This window comes from Micromonospora chalcea (assembly GCF_002926165.1).
In the GTDB taxonomy this organism is placed as follows: domain Bacteria; phylum Actinomycetota; class Actinomycetes; order Mycobacteriales; family Micromonosporaceae; genus Micromonospora; species Micromonospora chalcea.
The window spans coordinates 17,547-35,767 of record NZ_MAGP01000127.1 but is presented as its reverse complement, the minus strand read 5'-3'; the positions used below and the strand labels follow the sequence as shown (position 1 = coordinate 35,767).

Annotated in this window: 19 protein-coding genes; 3 read left to right on the top strand and 16 right to left on the bottom strand. The window is 71.8% G+C overall.

Annotated elements, in window-relative coordinates; translation table 11 throughout:
- Positions 1-116: 116 nt before the first annotated feature.
- The 10 genes from BAW75_RS20510 to BAW75_RS20465 form a co-directional block, all read right to left on the bottom strand.
- Positions 117-1,757: an ammonium transporter gene (locus BAW75_RS20510; RefSeq protein ID WP_104114575.1), complete on the bottom strand. Its 1,641-nt coding sequence runs from the start codon at positions 1,755-1,757 to the stop codon at positions 117-119.
- Positions 1,735-2,805 (bottom strand): urea transporter, encoded by a 1,071-nt coding sequence (yut, locus tag BAW75_RS20505; RefSeq protein ID WP_104114574.1) that lies wholly within the window; start codon positions 2,803-2,805, stop codon positions 1,735-1,737. Before yut ends, BAW75_RS20510 begins: the two co-directional genes overlap by 23 nt.
- A gap of 18 nt (positions 2,806-2,823) precedes the next feature.
- Entirely contained in the window at positions 2,824-3,747 is a 924-nt protein-coding gene (locus BAW75_RS20500; RefSeq protein ID WP_104114573.1) for an urease accessory protein UreD, read from the bottom strand.
- Complete coding sequence (ureG, locus tag BAW75_RS20495; RefSeq protein WP_013287653.1) at positions 3,744-4,373, bottom strand: urease accessory protein UreG; 630 nt, start codon at positions 4,371-4,373, stop codon at positions 3,744-3,746. The genes BAW75_RS20500 and ureG overlap by 4 nt, the downstream gene beginning before the upstream one ends.
- Before the next feature lie 29 nt (positions 4,374-4,402).
- Entirely contained in the window at positions 4,403-5,080 is a 678-nt protein-coding gene (locus BAW75_RS20490; protein WP_233607755.1) for an urease accessory protein UreF, read from the bottom strand.
- A gap of 17 nt (positions 5,081-5,097) precedes the next feature.
- Positions 5,098-5,661 (bottom strand): urease accessory protein UreE, encoded by a 564-nt coding sequence (locus tag BAW75_RS20485; RefSeq protein WP_073831525.1) that lies wholly within the window; start codon positions 5,659-5,661, stop codon positions 5,098-5,100.
- A 59-nt stretch (positions 5,662-5,720) separates the two neighbouring features.
- The gene (locus tag BAW75_RS20480) at positions 5,721-7,439 is read right to left on the bottom strand and encodes an urease subunit alpha (protein WP_043329421.1); all 1,719 of its coding nucleotides are present in this window, start codon (positions 7,437-7,439) and stop codon (positions 5,721-5,723) included.
- A gap of 40 nt (positions 7,440-7,479) precedes the next feature.
- Positions 7,480-7,959, bottom strand: a complete 480-nt coding sequence (locus BAW75_RS20475) for an urease subunit beta (protein WP_043329420.1) — start codon at positions 7,957-7,959, stop codon at positions 7,480-7,482.
- Positions 7,960-8,002: 43 nt separating this feature from the next.
- A complete protein-coding gene (locus tag BAW75_RS20470; protein ID WP_013287657.1) occupies positions 8,003-8,305 on the bottom strand; it encodes an urease subunit gamma in 303 nt (100 codons plus the stop codon).
- Positions 8,306-8,398: 93 nt separating this feature from the next.
- Positions 8,399-8,638 (bottom strand): hypothetical protein, encoded by a 240-nt coding sequence (locus BAW75_RS20465; protein WP_104114572.1) that lies wholly within the window; start codon positions 8,636-8,638, stop codon positions 8,399-8,401.
- 15 nt (positions 8,639-8,653) lie between these two features.
- Here BAW75_RS20465 and BAW75_RS20460 point away from each other — a divergent pair, with 15 nt between their 5' ends.
- A complete protein-coding gene (locus BAW75_RS20460) occupies positions 8,654-9,376 on the top strand; it encodes a YoaK family protein (RefSeq protein WP_223201362.1) in 723 nt (240 codons plus the stop codon).
- A gap of 3 nt (positions 9,377-9,379) precedes the next feature.
- Here the strand turns inward: BAW75_RS20460 and proC are convergent, their stop codons facing one another.
- From proC to BAW75_RS20440, 4 genes are all read right to left on the bottom strand, one after another.
- The gene (gene proC, locus BAW75_RS20455; protein WP_104114571.1) at positions 9,380-10,198 is read right to left on the bottom strand and encodes a pyrroline-5-carboxylate reductase; all 819 of its coding nucleotides are present in this window, start codon (positions 10,196-10,198) and stop codon (positions 9,380-9,382) included.
- 78 nt (positions 10,199-10,276) lie between these two features.
- Entirely contained in the window at positions 10,277-11,305 is a 1,029-nt protein-coding gene (locus BAW75_RS20450; RefSeq protein WP_043331080.1) for a 6-phosphofructokinase, read from the bottom strand.
- A gap of 179 nt (positions 11,306-11,484) precedes the next feature.
- A complete protein-coding gene (locus BAW75_RS20445; protein ID WP_069089004.1) occupies positions 11,485-11,988 on the bottom strand; it encodes a pyridoxamine 5'-phosphate oxidase family protein in 504 nt (167 codons plus the stop codon).
- Positions 11,989-12,044: 56 nt separating this feature from the next.
- Complete coding sequence (locus BAW75_RS20440) at positions 12,045-12,548, bottom strand: polyadenylate-specific 3'-exoribonuclease AS (protein ID WP_043329415.1); 504 nt, start codon at positions 12,546-12,548, stop codon at positions 12,045-12,047.
- 248 nt (positions 12,549-12,796) lie between these two features.
- Here BAW75_RS20440 and BAW75_RS20435 point away from each other — a divergent pair, with 248 nt between their 5' ends.
- Entirely contained in the window at positions 12,797-13,489 is a 693-nt protein-coding gene (locus tag BAW75_RS20435) for a Crp/Fnr family transcriptional regulator (protein WP_013287664.1), read from the top strand.
- A gap of 62 nt (positions 13,490-13,551) precedes the next feature.
- Here BAW75_RS20435 and BAW75_RS20430 read toward each other — a convergent pair whose 3' ends face one another.
- Complete coding sequence (locus BAW75_RS20430) at positions 13,552-13,794, bottom strand: hypothetical protein (protein WP_043329413.1); 243 nt, start codon at positions 13,792-13,794, stop codon at positions 13,552-13,554.
- Between the two features lie 59 nt (positions 13,795-13,853).
- On the opposite strand from BAW75_RS20430, the gene BAW75_RS20425 reads away from it, so the two are divergent.
- Entirely contained in the window at positions 13,854-17,402 is a 3,549-nt protein-coding gene (locus BAW75_RS20425) for an ATP-binding protein (RefSeq protein ID WP_244206186.1), read from the top strand.
- Positions 17,403-17,405: 3 nt separating this feature from the next.
- On the opposite strand, the gene BAW75_RS20420 is transcribed toward BAW75_RS20425, so the two are convergent.
- Positions 17,406-18,101, bottom strand: coding sequence for a lysophospholipid acyltransferase family protein (locus tag BAW75_RS20420; protein ID WP_104114570.1), 696 nt, complete (start codon positions 18,099-18,101; stop codon positions 17,406-17,408).
- Between the last annotated feature and the right edge of the window lie 120 nt (positions 18,102-18,221).

Below are 18,221 nucleotides of genomic sequence, written 5' to 3'. Positions count from 1 at the left end.
CCCTCAGGGCATCAGCCGCTGTTGATTGAGTGGCACCAGAACGATCCCACACAGGTCACGAGGGCCTGTCGTGACTTTCTCCGGTGAGCTGTCCGCCGGCATCGGTCGACGGACCGTCAGGACTGGACGCGTTCCGCCTCCTGCACGAACGTGTCGCTCCGCCTGGCCCCCATCCGGTCCAGTTCATCCAGCACCGCCGCCACCCCGGCCGCACCCACCAGCACCGTGACCCGCAGCCGGGCGGCGAGGGGCTGGTCCTGCCAGTAACCACGCGGCAGCAGGCTCGCCTGCGGTGTCGTCGTCGCCACGGCGGCGTCGCTGACGATCACCGAGATCGCGCCCGCGCGCAGCAGCGCGTCGCGCAGGTCGGCGCTGTTCGCCGCCGGGTCCGGTTCCAGCAGCGCGGTGACCACCCGTACCCGCTGGCCTGGTGGCACTGCTGGTTCGCCGGCCGGCGCCGCCGCGGCACGGCGGCGGGGCGCGCCCGGCGCGGTCAGGCTGGTGACCCCGCCCAGGTGGTAGGCGTCGGCGCCCTGTTGCGCCTGGTCCAGGCGTTCCTGGTCGGCGAGCGGCACGCGCAGGCCGATGAGTGCCTGCACCCCGGCGGCGATCAGCCAGGTCAGGACGAAGGAGAACGCGACGACGCTCACCACACCGACGAGCTGGCGCCACAGCAGGCCGCCCCCGCCGCCGAGGAACAGCCCGTCCGCGCCGAGCGGGTTGACGCCGCGGTTGCCGAACAGGCCGAGCAGGAGCGTGCCGAGCATGCCGCCGACGAAGTGCACGGCGAGCACGTCGAGCGCGTCGTCGAGGCGCAGCAGGTACTTCAGTTTCAGCGCGAAGTGGCAGACCAGGCCGGCCAGCGCGCCGATCGCGACGGCCGAGGCCGCGTTGACGTACCCGGCGGTCGGGGTGACAGTGGCCAGGCCCGCGACCGCGCCGGAGACCGCGCCCACGACGGTGCTGTGTCCGTCGGTGACGCGCTCCAGCGCCAGCCAGACGAGCATGGCCGCGGCGGCGGCCAGGTGCGTGTTGAGGACGGCCTGGGCGGCCAGGCCGTTGGCCTGCAGGCCGTCGCCGCCGTTGAAGCCGAACCAGCCGAACCAGAGGATGCCCGCGCCGACGATGGTCAGCGGGATCGAGTTGGGTGGCGCGGCGGTGTGCGGCCAGTCCCGGCGCCGGCCGACGACGAGCAGGACGGCGAGGACGGCGGCGCCGGCGCTGGCGTGCACGACGAGCCCGCCGGCCCAGTCCTGGGTGCCGAACTTCGCCAGCCATCCGCCGGGATGCCAGAGCCAGTGCGCGATCGGCGCGTAGACCACCACCGACCAGACCGCGAGGAACAGCACCCAGCCGCCGAAACGCAGCCGGCCCGCGGTGGCGCCGGTGACGAGCGCCGGCGTGATCACCGCGAACATCATCTGGAACAGTACGAACGCCAGCGTCGGGATGGTGATCCGGCCGTCGACCACGTGCAGGTTGGGCGCGGGCGGCACCTTGAGGTCGGCGAGCCCGAACAGTTCCAGGTTGCCGAACAGTCCGCTGCCGGCGTCGTCGCCGAAGGCGATGGTGTAGCCGACGAGCACCCAGGTCAGGCTGACCACGCCCAGCGCGATCATGTTCTGTTGCAGCATCGCCAGGACGTTGCGGGTGCGGACCATGCCGCCGTAGAACGCGGCGAGCCCCGGTGTCATGAACAGGACCAGGCCGGCGCAGACGAGCACCCAGGCGGTGTCACCCGCGTTCGGAGCGGACACGGTTTCCCTCCTTCTCTCGCAGGTGGACGGAGTCGCGGACGGTGTGCAGGAAGGTGTCCTTGACCCGTTCGTGGTTGGGCACCGGCGCGAAGTGCCGGTCCGGCAGCAGCAACAGCCAGGTGGCGATGTTGAACGGCCCGGTGAGCACCGGGATGCCGAGCGGGGTGAGCATGGTGGTCAGCGCCATCTGCACGAACAGCGTCAGCGCGATACCGAACAGCGTGTAGACGGTGACCAGTGCGCCGGGGCGGTGCGCCACAGCGCCCACCACGATCGCGGTCAGCACCGCGTTGAAGGCGAACAGCCCCTTGTCCAGGGACGCGCCGTCGGCGCCGAACCAGAGCGCCAGCAGTGTCGCGCCGACGGCGCCGATCACCGCGAACAGCGCCGACCACCGGGAGTTGATCAGCAGGGCGACGAGGATGAGCAGGCCGGTGACCCAGCTCTCGATCAGGTAGACCTGGGACACGCCCTTGAAGAAGACCGGGATGAGGCCCCAGTCGAACGTGCCGCCGGTCAGGGATCCCTCACCGGGGAACTTCGGCGTCAGCTTGGTGAGCACCGTGAACCTGTCGAACTGGTACGCCGCCATCAGCAGGAACCAGGTCGTGAGCACGAACGGGAACGTGTAGGCGGTCAGGTTCCAGCGTTTGAACACGGCGTTGAGGGCGAGCGTGACCACCACCGTGCCGATCGCGCCGAGCACGAGGTAGAGCCACATCAGCGGGCGCTGGTCGAGGAACGTGGGCACCGCGAGGCCGGTCAGCAGCGGGCTGAAGCCGAACAGGCCCTTGCGCCAGCTGGACATGTCGACCCGCAGCGCCAGCGCGGTCGCGGTGCCCACGACCAGGCCGAGCACGCCGCCGCCGAACACCCGGGGCATTCCGTTCTCGAACGCGCCCCAGGCCAGCGCGATCAGGATGAGCAGGCCGCTGAGCGGATTGTTCTGGAGCACCACCTGCGCGGCGCCGCGCAGGCTCGCGTCGACGAATCCGACCGCCGGGTTCCGGTCGGCCAGCCGGTGCCAGCCACGTCCGATGTCGGCCATGCCGCTGTTCTCCTCGCCTCAACGCCAGCTGAAGACCGGCGGGAAGGTGCAGCCGGTCACCTCTTCGCGGGCGGCAGTGCAGAACGCGCGTACCGCGGCGCGGACCGGTTCGGTCTCCTGCCCGAGCACCTTGAACACCAGGCCGGCGTCGTTCGGCAGCCGGCTGACGGCGGTGGCCAGCGGCGTCCGCTCGTCCCACACCGGCGTCGCGGTCCGCTCGAAGACCCGGGCCGCCCGGTCCGGGTCGGTGAGCAGCACGACGTTGCCGAAGACGTGGAAGCGGTCCATCATGCCGATCCGCGTCACCGGGAACCGGCCGGGAGCGATGACGAACTTCTCCACGAACAACGGGCGTCCGTCGGGCCGGTGCGCCCGCAGCGTGGTGGAGAACAGGTCGTACGCGAAGATCTCGCCGTCGCGGTAGTACTTGCGGCCGGGCTGGAGCACCTCGGCGTACAGCATTGTCGCGGTCTCCGGGAGCCGGACCACGGTGTCGGAGACGAACCGGCTGCGCCGGAACGGGATCACCGGCTCGGGCAGGAACTCCAGGTAGGCATCCTCGGCCAGGGTGAAGCTCTGGGTCTGGGTGCCGTAGTTGGCGTCCATCTCCTGGATCTTGGTGGCGGCCTGGGTGACCAGGTGCGCCTGCGCGCCCGGCCCCAGGTCGACGTCGATGCTCAGCCGGTCGCCCTGGAGCACGCCGCCCGAGGTGGTGAGGATCATGACGCAGGGCAGGCCCGGCATCTCCTCGTCCCAGTACAGCGCGCGCTGCACCAGCAGCGGCGACTGCCGGAAGACGTCGCGCAGGATGGTCCGGTCCTGGTCCTCGTGCCACTCGAACCCCAGCCGGAGGATGCCCACCTTGCCGTTCGCGGCGGCCGGCAGCTGCGCCGGCTGGTCCTGGTACGGCGCGAGTTCCCGGACGGAGTCCAGGGTGGTCATGCCAGCACTTCGGCGTCGAACAGCGCGTTGCGGCGGACCAGGTCCACCAGGTCGTCGATGCCCTCGCCGGTCTTGCAGTTGGTGAACACGAACGGCTTGCCGCCGCGCATCAGCTCGGCGTCGCGGGCCATCACGTCCAGGTCGGCGTCGACGTACGGGGCCAGGTCGGTCTTGTTGATCACGAGGATGTCGGACTTGGAGATGCCCGGACCGTTCTTGCGCGGGATCTTGTCGCCGGCCGCCACGTCGATCACGTAGATGAAGTAGTCGACGAGCGCGGGGCTGAACGTGAGCGTGAGGTTGTCCCCGCCGCTCTCGATGAGCACGACGTCGCTGTCCGGGAACCGCGCCTCCATGTCCTCCACCGCCGCGAGGTTCATGCTGGGGTCCTCGCGGACGGCGGTGTGCGGGCAGGCGCCGGTCTCCACGCCGACGATGCGCTCCTCCACCAGCACGCCGGTCAGGGCGCGGCGGACGTGCTTGGCGTCCTCGGTGGTGACCACGTCGTTGGTGATGACCAGGATGCGCAGGCCCTGCTCGACCAGGCGGGGCACGACGGCCTCGATGATGGCCGTCTTGCCGCTGCCCACCGGGCCGCCGACACCGATCCGACTCGCTGATTTCATCTGATGAAGCCCTTCAGGTGGGTGAGCGCTCAGCTCATGAACATGCGTACGTGTGCGTGCTGGTGCGCGCCGGCCAGCACGTCGAGGTGCGGCGCGAAGCTCTGCATGTCGTCCAGCCCGGCGGTGCGCACCTCCTCGTAGTCCTCGCCGACCCGCTCGTTCACCGCGAAGAGGATCGACTGGGTGTCGAGGTGGTCCACCCGCATCAGCCGGACCGCCGCGCCGAGCACCATGGAGGCCGCGCCGTACTGGTGGGCGGCGAACGCGTCCGCCTCGCCCACGCCGAGTTCGGCGAAGAGCACGCCGAGCGCGACCGGGTAGGTGACCGGGACGCCGCCGCCGCTCTCCGCGACGCGCTTGCGCAGCAGGGACTCCCCCACCACCCGTTCGGCGGCCTCGGCCAGCTTGCGCCCCATGCGGACGGTCATCGTCCGCGTCTCCTCGTTGATCTTGCGCAGGTGTACGGCCTCGTCGGCCGCCCGGATCCGGTCGAGGTCACCGGCACGCGCGGCGCGGTGCGCCACGAGCAGCGCCACCCCGTCACCGGTGGCGGCGGCACGGGTGACCGTCCGCACGAACTCCTGCAACGTGGTCCGGTCGTGCACCGCGCCGTGCTCGACCGCCGTCTCCAGCCCGTTGGAGAAGGAGAACGCGCCGACCGGGAAGACCGAGTCGCCGAACTGGAGCAGCTTCAGGGCCTCGGGCACCGTGGACACCCCGGCCCTCAGTTCAGGTCGGCTGGCAGGTGCGTGTGCGGGGTCGAGTCGGCCCCGCCGAACAGCCGCCGCGACTCGTGCGGGGCCAGGTACGCGATGATCTCGGTGCCGGGGATGAACTCGTGGGTGAGGCCGGTGAACGCGTGTGTCCGCATCACCGAGTCCATGACCTTGCGGTCCACAGTCAGCGGGACGTACATCTTGGTGCCCTTCACCACCGCCGGCCAGTGCTGGTTGCCGATCGCGTGGCCGAGTTCGACGGCGGAACGGATCACCATGTCCAGCGACTCGCCGTGCAGCGTGTCGAGGTGCACGACCATCACCTCGCCGAGCGCGATCCGGGCCACCACAGCGGTCGCCGTGGCGTCGTCCCAGGCCAGCACGTCGCCGTCGCGCAGCCGTACGCCGCGGGACAGGGACAGCGCCAGCTCGGTGCCGAGGCTCGTGGTCCGGCGCAGCCGGCTCTTCTGGGCGTCCCACTGGTCGAGGACCAGGTCGTCGACCTTGGCCTCCCGGAGCCGCTCGGTCCAGGCCGGCTCGTTCACGTTGCCGAGTACCGTTTCGACGAGCATGTGTTCTCCTTTCACGCGACCCCGCCGCCGGCCCGGCCGGGGGCGGGCGTCGCGCCGGGTCAGCTGAAGAAGTAGAGCTGGCTGAGGGGGAGGTTCTTGGCCGCCGGCACGGTCGCGTGCACGCCGTCCATCTTCACGGCGAAGGTCTCCGGGTCGACCTCGAGCTTCGGCGTACGGTCGTTGCGCACCATGTCGCGCTTGGTCAGGTTGCGGCAGCCGTAGACCGGCATGACCTGCCGTTGCAGGCCGAGCTGTTCGGCCACACCGGACTCGTGCGCGGCCCGGGACACGAACGTCACGCAGTTCTTGGCGAGCTGGGAGCCGGTGGCGCCGAACATGGGCCGGTAGTAGACCGGCTGCGGGGTGGGCAGCGAGGCGTTCGGGTCGCCCATGATCGACCAGGCGATCATGCCGCCCTTGAGCACCATCTTCGGCTTCGTGCCGAAGAACGCGGGCTCCCAGAGCACCAGGTCGGCGAGCTTGCCCGGGCTGACCGAGCCGATGACGTGCGAGACGCCCTGGGTGATCGCCGGGTTGATGGTCATCTTGGCGACGTAGCGCAGGACGCGGAAGTTGTCGTTGGCGTCGGAGTCCTCGGCCAGCTTGCCGCGGGCGTTCTTCATCTGCCCGGCGAGCTGGACGGTGCGCAGCCAGGTCTCCCCCACCCGGCCCATGGCCTGCGAGTCGCTCTGCATCATCGAGATGACGCCCTCGTCGAGGAGCACGTCCTCGGCGGCGATGGTCTCGGTGCGGATCCGGCTCTCCACGAAGGCGACGTCCGAGGGCACCTTCGGGTTGAAGTTGTGGCAGACCATGATCATGTCGTACAGCTCGGACTGGCTGTTGATGCCGTACGGCACTGTGGGCGTGGTCGACGCGGGCAGGACGTTCATCTGGCCGGCGACCTTGATGATGTCCGGCGCGTGCCCGCCGCCCGCGCCCTCGGTGTGGAACGTGTGGATGGTCCGGCCCTCGAAGGCGGCGATGCTGTCCTCGATGTAGCCGCTCTCGTTGAGCGTGTCGGTGTGGATGCTGATCTGGACGTCGTACTCGTCGGCGACGGCCAGGCAGGACCGGATCACCGCGGGCGGCGCGCCCCAGTCCTCGTGGATCTTGAAGCTGGGCACCCCGGCCATGATCTGCTCGACCAGTGGCGCCCGGCCGCTGCTGTTGCCCTTGCCCAGCAGGCCGATGTTGATCGGCAGGTTCTCGAAGGCCCGCATCATGTTGTGGATGTTCCACGGGCCGGGCGTGATGGTGACGCCGTTGGTGCTGTCGCTGGGCCCGGTGCCGCCGCCCCAGAGGGTGGTGACGCCGTTGCTGAGCGCGGCGTACACCTGCTGCGGAGTGACCAGGTGGACGTGCGCGTCGATGCCGCCGGCGGTCAGGATCAGGTGCTCACCGGAGATCGCGTCGGTGCCCGGCCCGGTCACCAGGCCCGGGGTCACCCCGTCCATGATGTTGGGGTTGCCGGCCTTGCCGATCCCGGCGATCCTGCCGTCCTTGATCCCCACGTCCGCCTTGACCACGCCGAGCAGCGCGTCGACGATTGTCACGTTGGTGATCACCAGATCCACCACGCCCTCGGCGCTGGTGGCCTGGCTGGCACTGCCCATGCCGTCGCGCAGGGTCTTGCCACCGCCGTACATCACCTCGTCACCGAGGACCCGCAGGTCCTTCTCGATCTCGATGTAGAGGTCGGTGTCACCCAGCCGGATCTGGTCGCCCGTGGTCGGGCCGTACATTCCGGCGTATTCCTGCCGTGAGATCTGACTCATGCGTTATCGCTCCAGCTCTGGCGCGTCTGAGAGTGGCGGGCTACTTGCCCTTGCCCTTGCCTTGGTCCTGACCCTTGCCCTGGTCCTGGTCCTGCGACGTGGTCTTGAAGCCGCGCGTCTGGGCCTGGTGGAGCGCCTCGGCCCGGTCCGGCCGGTACCCGGGGATCGGCCCGTCGCCGGTCCAGCCCTGGACCAGTCCGTTGAAGCCGTACACCCGCTGGGAACCGCCGTACGGGATCAGTTGCACTGTCTTGCGGTCGCCGGGCTCGAACCGGATCGAGGTCGTGGCCGGGATGTTCAGCCGTTTCCCGAACGCCGCCGGGCGGTCGAACTCCAGGAACCGGTTGGCCTCGAAGAAGTGGAAGTGGGAGCCGACCTGGATGGGCCGGTCACCGGTGTTGTGCACGACCACCTCGGTCACCGGCCGCCCGGCGTTGAGTTCCAGAGGTTGGTCGCTGAGCTTGTAGCCGCCGATGGGCCGAAGGTGCTTGGAGTTCGGTCCCGGGTGTTGCTTCGCCATGTCGCCCCCGCTCTGCCGGAGACCGTGGCCTCCGGTCGCTGCTCTACTGGATGGGTGAGTGGACGGTGATCAGCCGTGACCCGTCGGTGAACACCGCTTCGACCTGGAGCATCGGGATCATGTCCGCCACGCCGGGGATCACGTCGTCGGCCGTGAGCACGTGGCTGGCGTCGTTCATGACCTCCTCGACGGTCTTGCCCTCGCGCGCGCCCTCGAGCGCCGCGGCGCAGATCACCGCCACGGCCTCGGGGTGGTTGAGCTTGACCCCGCGCGCCTTGCGGGCGTTGGCGACCATCGCCAACGAGTGGATCGTCAGCTTGTCGAATTCCTTCGGCGTGAGATGCACTTCGCGATCCCTTCGTCCGCACGCTTTGTACGGTTTCAGCTATTACGTCACGGTAAGAGCGGTTTGGTGCAGGCGCAGCCGTTCAGGGAGATTTCAGGAACCGGCGTGCGCCCGCCGCCGCCGGTCGTAGTCGGCGGCGAACAGCGCGAACACGCCCGAGCGACCGAGCGCGTCGAGCAGGCTCAGGAAGAACTGCGTGATCAGGTACCCGGCGCCCCAGCGGCCGGCCGCGCGTCCGGTCGCCGCGTTGCGAAGCGCCCTAAACCCTACATATGCGACATATAGTAGGTTCGCCGCGGCGGCCCGACGAAACTGCCGGGGCTGCTCCTGCACACGGACGGGGGACGGGTGAACCGGTCGGCGCCGTACGACCCCGCGGACTCCTACCGCGAGTTCCGGCGCCCGCTCGCGGCGCTGGTGCTCGCCGTCGTCACCGCCGGCGCGCTGGACTCCTTCGCGTTCCTGCGATACGGCGCGTTCGTCGCCAACCAGTCCGGAAACGCCATCTTCCTCGGCATGGGGCCCGCCGGCGGGCACTCCACGTGGCCGGTCTCCGCGGCGTCGATCGTCGCGTTCGCCACCGCCGCCGGGCTGGTCAGCCTGCTCCGCGGCCGCACCGGGCCGACGTCGGCGCCGCTGGTGGACATCGCGGTCACCGAGGCCGCCATGATCGTCTGGGCGGCGCTCAACCTGGCGCTCGCGTACGGCCGGGACGGCACGGCGTCCCGGGTTCTGCTCGCCGCCGCCGGCGCGGCCGCCATGGGCAGCCTGACCACGCTGGCGAGCCGTACCACGGGGATCGCCACGCCGATCACCTACCAGTCGGGCACCACGACCAAGACCGGTGAGCGGGCCGCCCGCTGGCTGCTCGGCCCCGCCGCCGGCCGGGCCCGGGCCCGGCGGGGCACCCTGCTCGGGCTGCTCGCCCTGGTCAGTTACAGCGTCGGTGGCGCGGTCGGCACGCTCGCCCAGCACCGGCCCCGCTGGGTGCCACTGTGGGGGACGCTCGCCCTGGCCGTGCTGATCCTGCTGCTCCGGCGGCATCCGCGGCCGGCGTCGCGTCGCGGCTGAGCGTCAGTCCGCCTGGGCGGCGAGTTCCCGGGCCCGGTCCCGGGCCGCCTCCAGCGCCGCCAGCATGGCCGCGCGTACGCCGTGGTTCTCCAGCTCGCGGACCGCGGAGATGGTGGTGCCGGCCGGCGAGGTGACCGCCTCGCGCAGCTTCACCGGGTGCTCGCCGGAGTCGCGCAGCATCACCGCCGAACCGATCGCGGTCTGCACGATCAGCTCGTGCGCCACCTGGCGCGGCAGGCCGAGCAGGATCCCCGCGTCGATCATCGCCTCGACCAGCAGATAGAAGTAGGCCGGGCCGGAGCCGGAGAGCGCGGTGACCGCGTCCTGCTGCGACTCGGGCACCCGCACGGTCGAGCCGAGCGGGGAGAACATCTCCTCCGCCAGGGCCAGGTGCTGGCCGGTGGCGTACGCGCCCGCCGAGATGGCGCTCATCGCCTGGTCGACGAGCGCCGGGGTGTTGGTCATCACCCGGACCACAGGGGTGCCCTCTGGCAGCCGGCGGTTGAAGAACGCCGTCGGCAGGCCGGCGCAGAGCGAGATGACCAGCTTGTCCGCCGGCACCTTCGGGCCGATCTCGTCCAGCAGCGCGGCGGCGTCCTGCGGCTTGACCGACACCGCGAGCACCTCGGCCTCGGTCACCGCGGTGAGGTTGTCCACCACCCGTACGCCGTAGCGGTCGGCCAGCTCCTTCGCCCGGGCCGGGCGGCGCGCGGTGGCGAGCAGCCGCTCCACCGGCCAGCCGGAGCGCAGCAGCCCGGACAGCATCAGCTCACCGATCTTGCCGGCGCCGATCACCGCGACCGTGTGCACCTCGCGTGCCATCAGCCGTACCCCTTCCCGGGTCACGTGGGCGTGGCGTGGCGGGCCGGATCACCGGCCCGCCACGCCGTGCGCCGTCGATCAGCTGCCGAAGAAGACCTCGGCCTCGGCGTACCGCTCCAGCGGCACGGTCTTCAGCTCGCGGGTGGCGTCGGCCAGCGGGACCCGGACGATGTCAGTGCTCTGCATCGCGACCATCTTGCCCCAGTCGCCCTCGTTCGCGGCGTCGATCGCGTGGAGGCCGAGCCGGGTGGCGAGCACCCGGTCGAACGCGGTCGGCGTGCCGCCGCGCTGGATGTGGCCGAGCACCACGGTGCGGGCCTCCTTGCCGGTCTTGGCCTCCAGCTGCTCGGCGAGCCACTGGCCGATGCCGCCCAGGCGGACGTGGCCGAACGCGTCCAGCTCCTGGTTGTGCAGCACCATCTGGCCGTCCAGCGGCTGGGCGCCCTCGGCGACCACGACGATCGGGGCGTACTGGTGCTGGAAGCGCTTCTCGACGTAGCCGGCGACCTGCTCGACGTCGAACTGCCGCTCCGGCAGCAGGATCACGTTGGCGCCACCGGCGAGGCCGGCGTGCAGCGCGATCCAGCCGGCGTGCCGGCCCATGACCTCGACCACGAGCGTGCGGTGGTGGCTCTCCGCGGTGGTGTGCAGCCGGTCGATCGCCTCCATCGCGATGTTCACCGCGGTGTCGAAGCCGAACGTGTAGTCGGTGGCGCCCAGGTCGTTGTCGATCGTCTTCGGCACGCCGATGACGTGGACGCCCAGCTCGTGCAGCTTGGTGGCGACGCCGAGCGTGTCCTCGCCGCCGATCGCGATCAGCGCGTCCACGCCCTGGGCGGCCAGGTTCTCCTTGATCCGCTCCACGCCGTTCTCGATCTTGAACGGGTTGGTGCGGGACGAGCCGAGGATGGTGCCGCCGCGGGGCAGGATGCCGCGCACCTCGGGGATGCCCAGCGGCTTGGTCAGGCCCTCGAGCGGGCCCTTCCAGCCGTCCCGGAAGCCCACGAACTCGTGACCGTAGGTGGCGACGCCCTTGCGGACCACCGCCCGAATCACCGCGTTGAGACCTGGGCAGTCGCCGCCGCCGGTGAGCACGCCGATACGCATGATCTGCTCATCCTCCTGGAGCATCAGGTGAAGCCCGGATAAGCCCCAGGATATGTGTCAGATCAGACCATCGGCGCCGTTGCCGGCCCGGGGCGGGCCGTCAGTGCGCACTGTAGTCGCCACAGGTGTACGCCGACACCGCACCCCGGGCCGTTCCGGACGACGGACGGCCCTACCCGTCAGTAGCTGACCTCGTGGTTCTCCCCCGCCTTCGGCGGCTTGCCGGTCACCGCCGCCCTGGCGAACCCGAGCAGGTTCACCACTGTGCTGCCGGGCGAGTCCCAGTACTCCGCCGAGCCGGCGTGCACCTTGATCAACGTGATCCCCGGCGTGTCCAGACCGTCCGGGAACCACACCTTGAGCAGCGGGTTCCACAGCTCCTTCGCCCGCTCGGGGTCCCACTCCTCGGTGGCGGTGCCGGCCACCGACACCCAGGCGTGGTGCCGCTGGTCGGAGAAACCGACGTTGACCTGGGGGTTGACCCGGATCTGCCGGATCTTGGCGGAGTCGGCGTACGCGAAGAACCACAGGTCCCCGTCGAACTCCGCCTCCTGCAGCCCCATCGGCCGGCTGACCAGCCGCCCGTCCACGCCGGTGGTGGTGAGCAGGCAGATCCGGGCGTCCCGGATCAGCTCGGTGACCCGGCGGCGGGCGTCCGCTGCGGTGGTCGGCTCGTTGCTCATGGGCACTCCTGTCTCAGATCGGCGTGATGCCGCTGCGGTGCCCGGGCCGGAACGGGTCAAACCTCCCGCGCGGTCATCGCCCGCCACCGAGCCAGGTTGTGCCGGGCGTCGACGAGCGCGTCGTGCCGGTCCGCCTCGGCGTCCGGCAGCCGGGGACGCCCCCGGTCGTCCCAGAGCTGGCGCAGCTCCTTGGTGAACCGGGGGATCTCCCGGGGCAGCGCCGGCATCGCGCCCCAGAGCTGGGCCAGCACGACGTGGTCGTACGCGGCGTACCAGGCCCACAGCTCCAGCTGCTCGCCCGGCCGGTCCCGCACCGGCTCCAGCAGGAAGTCGTGCAGGTCGTCACGGATGCGCGCGCGCGAGCGCCAGGCCCGGTCGGCCGGCGAGGGGAGCTTGTCCAGCACGTTGCGCCGCACCCAGGGCACCGCCCGGGAGTCGTCGAACTCGGTGGAGACCGCGTAGAACTCGCGGCCGTACTCGTCGACGACGCCGATCGACACCAGGTCGACGATCCGGCCGTCCTCGATGAATTCGCAGTCGTAGAAATAGCGGTAGACCATCGCCCTCATCCTCGCCCATCACCGCCGGGGACCGCCCGCCGGGGCGTCCGCCGAGGTCGGCGGCGTGCCGGACACGGCCGGGCCATGGTCACGGAAGTGTCTCCGGGGGTGTACAGCACGCGACGGGACCGTCATGATCTGATGTGTACCGCCGTCGGGCGCCGAACCGGTTGAGCTGCCTTCGTACCGGGACTGACAGCTTCACCCGGTGTGCGAGTCGTGACTTCTGACCGGGGAGGGGTTGAGCCGTGGAGTCTCGCCTGCCGGAGCCGGGTGACGCGCTCACGGGCGTGGAGATGTTCGCCGGGCTCGAGCCGGAGGTGCGGCAGCGGGTCATCGCCGCGGCCGTACCGCGCACCTACCGCAAGGGGCAGCTGCTCTTCGTCGAGAACGACCCCGGCGAGTCGCTGATCGTCCTGCGCCGCGGCGCGGTCGCGGTGTTCCGTACCGCGCCGACCGGCGAGCGCGCGGTGCTGTCGGTGATCCGACCCCCGGACGTGCTCGGCGAGGTGTCCCTGTTGGACGCCTCCACCCGGTCCGCCTCGGCCGAGGCGATCGAGGACTGCGCCGCGCTGGCGCTGTCCCGGCCCGCCTTCATGGAGCTGGTGCACTCCAACCCGCGCATCCTGGACGCGGTGATGCGCTCGCTCGGCCAGCTGATCCGCCGGCTCACCGAGCAGAACGCCGACCACGTCTTCCTCGACCTGCCCGGCCGAGTGGCCAAGACGCTGGTCCGGCTGGCCGGCGAGAGCCAGGCCCCGATGATCACCATCGAGCTGAACCAGAGCCAGCTCGCCGAGATGGCCGGCGGCTCGCGGCAGAGCGTCAACCAGGCCATCGGCTCGTTCGCCAGCCGGGGCTGGCTGCGTACCGAAGGGCGCCGCATCGTGGTCACCGACGTGGCCGCGCTGCGCCGCCGGGCCGGCATGAACGACCGCTGAGCGACGACGACGCGGGGGCCGGCGGTCGTCCCGCCGGCCCCCGCGTCGTCGTGGTCGGACCGTCAGTCCTTGTCGCTGTCGGCCGGGGGCGCGCTCGGGCCCGGGCCGATCTTCGAGGGGTCGGTCTTCTTCGGCGGGGTCGTCGTGGTGGTCGTGGTCTCGGTCGATCCGCTACCCGCGGGCTGCTCCACCATTCCTTTTTCCTCCAGTTCGGCGAGGGTTACGGCGTCCACGTCGACCGTGTCGCCGACGGCCCACACCGTCCCCCGTGGATCGGTCCATGAGGCGGACAGCCGGACGTGCACGGCAATCTCCCTGTCGACGGGACTTCCTGCTAGGGGAGACTAGACCCGGCCGAACAGCCGTGACGTCCCGCCGACCCGTCGGGTACCCGACTGCGGCGGCCGCGCGGGACACTGGGGACCTCACGCGTACGGAGCCGGACATCGACCTCACCTGTGGACACTGCGCCCGGACCGCCGGGCCGGACGACCGTTTCTGCGGCGGGTGCGGCCGTCCGCTGGCGGCGTCCTGCCCGGGCTGCGGGCACGCCAACGACACCGGCGCGAACTTCTGCACCAACTGCGGTCAGCCGCTGCGCGACCACGCGGTGGCGGTACAGGAGGACCGCCGGCAGGTCAGCGTGCTCTTCATCGACATCGTCGACTTCACCACGTACGCCGAGCGGGCCGATCCGGAGCAGGCACGCAGCCTGCAACAGGTCTACTTCGCCACGGTGCGCCGGCTGGTGCACCAGTACGGCGGCGTGGTGGAGAAGTACATCGGCGACGCCGTCATGGCGCTGTTCGGCGCGCCGGTGGCCACCGACAACGACGCGCTGCGCTGCGTACGCGCCGGGCTGGAGCTGCAGCGCAGCCTGGCCCGCCAGCCGGCCGGGCCGCACCCGCCGCTGGGTTTCCGGGTCGGCATCGCCACCGGCGAGGCCCTCGTCGACCTGGCCGCGGCGCGCGACGGCGGCCAGGCGTTCGTCACCGGCGACGTGGTGAACACCGCCAGCCGGTTGCAGGCGCTCGCCCCGGTCGGCGGCGTGGTGGTCGACGAGAGCACGTGGGCGGCCACCCGGCGCGAGATGGAGTACGCGGACCAGCCGCCGGTGACGTTGCGCGGCCGGTCCACGGTGAGCCGGATCTGGCTGGCCGTGCGGGCACGGCCCCGGCGCGACGGGCAGACCGCCGAGCTGACCCCGATGGTCGACCGGGACCACGAGCGGGGCCTGCTGGTCAGCGCGTTGCACCGCACGCTGACCGAGCGCACCTCGCAGTTGCTCACCGTCTTCGGCCCGGCCGGGGTGGGCAAGAGCCGGCTGCTGCGCGAGCTGGCCCGGCACGCCGCCAGCCTGCCCGGCGCCCGGGTCACCTGGCTGACCGGCCAGTGCCCGCCGTTCGGCGAGAACGTCACCTACGCCGCGCTCGCCGACATCGTCCGCAGCTGGGCCGGGCTGACCGGCGCCGACGACCCGGCCACCGTCCGGGACCGGCTGCGCGAGCGGCTGGGCCGCCTCGCCGAGCCGCACGCGGTACGGCTGGCCGAGGCGCTGGGCCCGCTCGTCGGCGTCTCCGGCGAACGGCTCACCTCGGCCGAGACCGAGGCGGCGTGGCGGCGCTTCCTGCTCGCCCTGGCCGCGACCGGCCCCACGGTGCTCGTCTTCGAGGACATGCACTGGGCCGACGAGGCGATGCTGTCCTTCGTCGAGCAGCTCGGCGCGGCGGCGCGCAACGTGCCGCTGCTCGTCGTCGCGACCGCCCGGCCGGAGCTGCGCGAGCGGCACCCGGCCTGGACCGGCACGATCAGCGGGGCGATGTCCATCTCGGTGCCGCCGATGCACGACGGGGACATCGACACGCTCTACTCGCTGCTGCTCGGCCAGGCCACGCTGCCGCAGGACGCGCGGGCGCCGCTGATCGAGTTCGCCGACGGCAACCCGCTCTACGCCCAGGAGTACGCGCGGATGCTGCTCGACGGCGGGCTCGCCGAGCGGACCGCCGGGCTCGCGCTCGTCGACCCGGCCGGGGTCGCCGGGATGCCGCGTACCGTGCAGGCGGTCATCGCCAACCGGCTGGACCTGCTCGACCCGGCCGACCGCGCGGTGCTCCAGGCCGCCGCGGTGGTGGGCGTGCAGTTCTGGGCGGCGCCGGTGGCGCTGGCGCTCGGCCGCCCGACGGAGTGGGTCGAGCGCGCGCTGCACCACCTCCAGCGCCGGGACCTGGTCTACGAGCTGCCCGTCTCGACCATGCCCGGCCAGGCCGAGTACCGGTTCCGGCACGTGCTGGTCCGGGACGTCTGCTACCAGCGGCTGCCCCGGGCCGAGCGGGTCGCCCGGCACCAGCGCACCGCCGACTGGCTGGAGCAGCTCGCCGACGGCCGGCAGCACGACCGGGCCGAGGTGCTGGCCAACCACAGGTGGGCGGCGCACGAGATCGCCCGTACCGTCGGGCTGGACCAGGCCCCGCACGCCGCCGCGACCCGGTCCGCGCTGCACCGGGCCGCCCGCCGGGCGTACGAGCTGCACGCGCTGGAGACCGCTGCCACGCTCGTGGAGCGCGCGCTGAGCGTGGAGTGCGGACCGGACCCGGCGCTGGAGCTGTTCCAGGCCGAGCTGGCGTTCTACCGGGACCGCGACGGGTTCCTCGACGGCGGCGGGACCGCGCTGCTCACCACGCTGGCCGGCCGGCTGGCCGACGCCGGTGACCGGCCCGGCGCGGCGAAGGCGTGGCGGCTGCTGGCCACGGCGGCCTTCGCCCGGGCCGACCGCTCGGAGCTGATGCGCTGCCTGGATCAGGCGATCGGGCTGCACGCCACGCTGCCGGACAGCGAGGACAAGGTGGGCGTGCTGCTGGAGCTGGCCCGGGCGCACATGCTCGACGCGGAGACCGAGCCGGCGTGCGTGGCCGCGCGCAGCGCCGCCGAGCTGGCCGAGCGGCTGGGGCTGCCCGAGGCGCGGGCGAACGCGCGCATCACGCTCGCCGTGGTCCGCTACCAGGCCGGCGCCGAGGAGGCGTACGCGGAACTGGCCGAGGTGACCGAGGAGTGCCGGGTGGAGCGGCTGACCAGCCGCCGCCGCGCGGTGCACAACCTGGCCTGGGTGCTGCAGGAGGAGGGCGACCTGACCGGCTCGGCCCGGCTGGTCGACGAGCAGCGGTCCCTGGACCTGGCCGGCGAGCACGCGCTGACGGTGAGCTTCAGCGACCAGTGGGCCCACTCGTACTACAGCGGGGACTGGACGGCGGCGCTGCGGATGGCCGAGGGGTCGACGCGACGCCCGACCGACGAGTGGGACCTGCACATCGTGGCCGTGTCCGGCTGGATCCGGGCGCTCGGCGACGACCCGGCCGGCCCGGGCGCCGGCGAGGACCTGGTGGACCAGGCGCTCGTCGCGGCCCGGCGCAGCGGCTTCCAGCGCGTGCTGCGCTCCACGCTGGCGCACGCCGCGCTCTGCCGCGCCGTGCAGGGCCGCCGGGACGAGGCGATGGCGCTGCTCACCGAGCTGGACGAGGACTGGCGGCAGACCAAGATGATCCCGTTCGCCGAGTGGGTGCCGGCGGTCGGTCACGTCGCCGCGCTGCTCGGCGGCGACGCCGCGGAGCTGGTGCGCGACCTGCTGGCCCACGCGCCACGGGTGACCCGCTGGGCGCGGGCGGCCGGGGGGTCGGCCGAGGCGGCGCTGGCCCGGCGGGCCGGGGACGCCGCGCGGGCGGGCCGGCTGCTCACCACCGCCGCCGAGGGGTACGCGGAGATGACCGACGTGACCGACCAGATGATCGCGTCCGCGCTGGCGGTCGGGCCGTTGACCGAGGCGGACCCGCCGGCCGCGGCGGCGACGCTGGCCCGGGTACGCGCGTTCGCCGGCCGGCACGCCGCCGGTGGGCTGCTGCGGATCGCCGGGGCGGGCTGAAGGTCAGGCCGGTACCGGCTGGTGCGCCCCGGCGCCCTTGGCCTTCTGCGCGTACGTGTCGACGTACTCGCGGCCGGACAGCTCCATCAGCTCGTACATGATCTCGTCGGTGACGGCCCGTTCGACGAACCGGTCACCGGCCATCCCGGCGTAGCGGGAGAAGTCCAGCGGCGGCCCGAACCGGATCCGCACCCGGCCCAGGTTGGGGATGATCTGCCCGGTCGGCTGGATGGCGTCGGAGTTGAGCATGGCCATCGGGACCACCGGGGCGCCGCTCTCCAGCGCCAGCCGCGCCACCCCGGTCTTGCCCCGGTAGAGCCGGCCGTCCGGCGACCGGGTGCCCTCCGGGTAGATGCCGGCGATGCCGCCGGCCCGCAGCACCGACAGCTGGGTGTCGAGGGCGGCACGGGCGGCCCGGCCGCCGGAGCGGTCGACCGGGATGGTGCCGGAGCCGACGAAGAACATCTTGGTGAGCCAGCCCTTGAGGCCCCTACCCGTGAAGTATTCGGCTTTGGCGATGAATGTGACTTTTCGCTTGACGATCAACGGAGTGAAGATCGAATCCGAGAAGGAGAGGTGGTTGCTGGCGAGAATCACCGGCCCGGTGTCCGGCACGTGCTCCAGTCCCTCGACCTGCGGGCGGAAGATCAGCCTCAGCAGCGGGCCGAGGATGATGTACTTCAGCAGCCAGTACAGCACCGGCGTCCTTCCCGTGTCGGTGGCGGCGGGCGGGTCGCCGCGTGGCCCCGGAGGCGCCGTCGGCGCCCGGAGGAGTCCGGGAAGAGGGTACGAACGACGAGCGGCACGCCACAACGCACT

Bases quoted from the DNA above. Each gene is read 5' to 3' on its own strand.
- yut (WP_104114574.1), bottom strand. From the start codon at position 2,805: ATGGCCGACATCGGACGTGGCTGGCACCGGCTGGCCGACCGGAACCCG.
- BAW75_RS20500 (WP_104114573.1), bottom strand. From the start codon at position 3,747: ATGACCACCCTGGACTCCGTCCGGGAACTCGCGCCGTACCAGGACCAG.
- ureG (WP_013287653.1), bottom strand. From the start codon at position 4,373: ATGAAATCAGCGAGTCGGATCGGTGTCGGCGGCCCGGTGGGCAGCGGC.
- BAW75_RS20485 (WP_073831525.1), bottom strand. From the start codon at position 5,661: ATGCTCGTCGAAACGGTACTCGGCAACGTGAACGAGCCGGCCTGGACC.
- BAW75_RS20480 (WP_043329421.1), bottom strand. From the start codon at position 7,439: ATGAGTCAGATCTCACGGCAGGAATACGCCGGAATGTACGGCCCGACC.
- BAW75_RS20475 (WP_043329420.1), bottom strand. From the start codon at position 7,959: ATGGCGAAGCAACACCCGGGACCGAACTCCAAGCACCTTCGGCCCATC.
- proC (WP_104114571.1), bottom strand. From the start codon at position 10,198: ATGGCACGCGAGGTGCACACGGTCGCGGTGATCGGCGCCGGCAAGATC.
- BAW75_RS20450 (WP_043331080.1), bottom strand. From the start codon at position 11,305: ATGCGTATCGGCGTGCTCACCGGCGGCGGCGACTGCCCAGGTCTCAAC.
- BAW75_RS20445 (WP_069089004.1), bottom strand. From the start codon at position 11,988: ATGAGCAACGAGCCGACCACCGCAGCGGACGCCCGCCGCCGGGTCACC.
- BAW75_RS20440 (WP_043329415.1), bottom strand. From the start codon at position 12,548: ATGGTCTACCGCTATTTCTACGACTGCGAATTCATCGAGGACGGCCGG.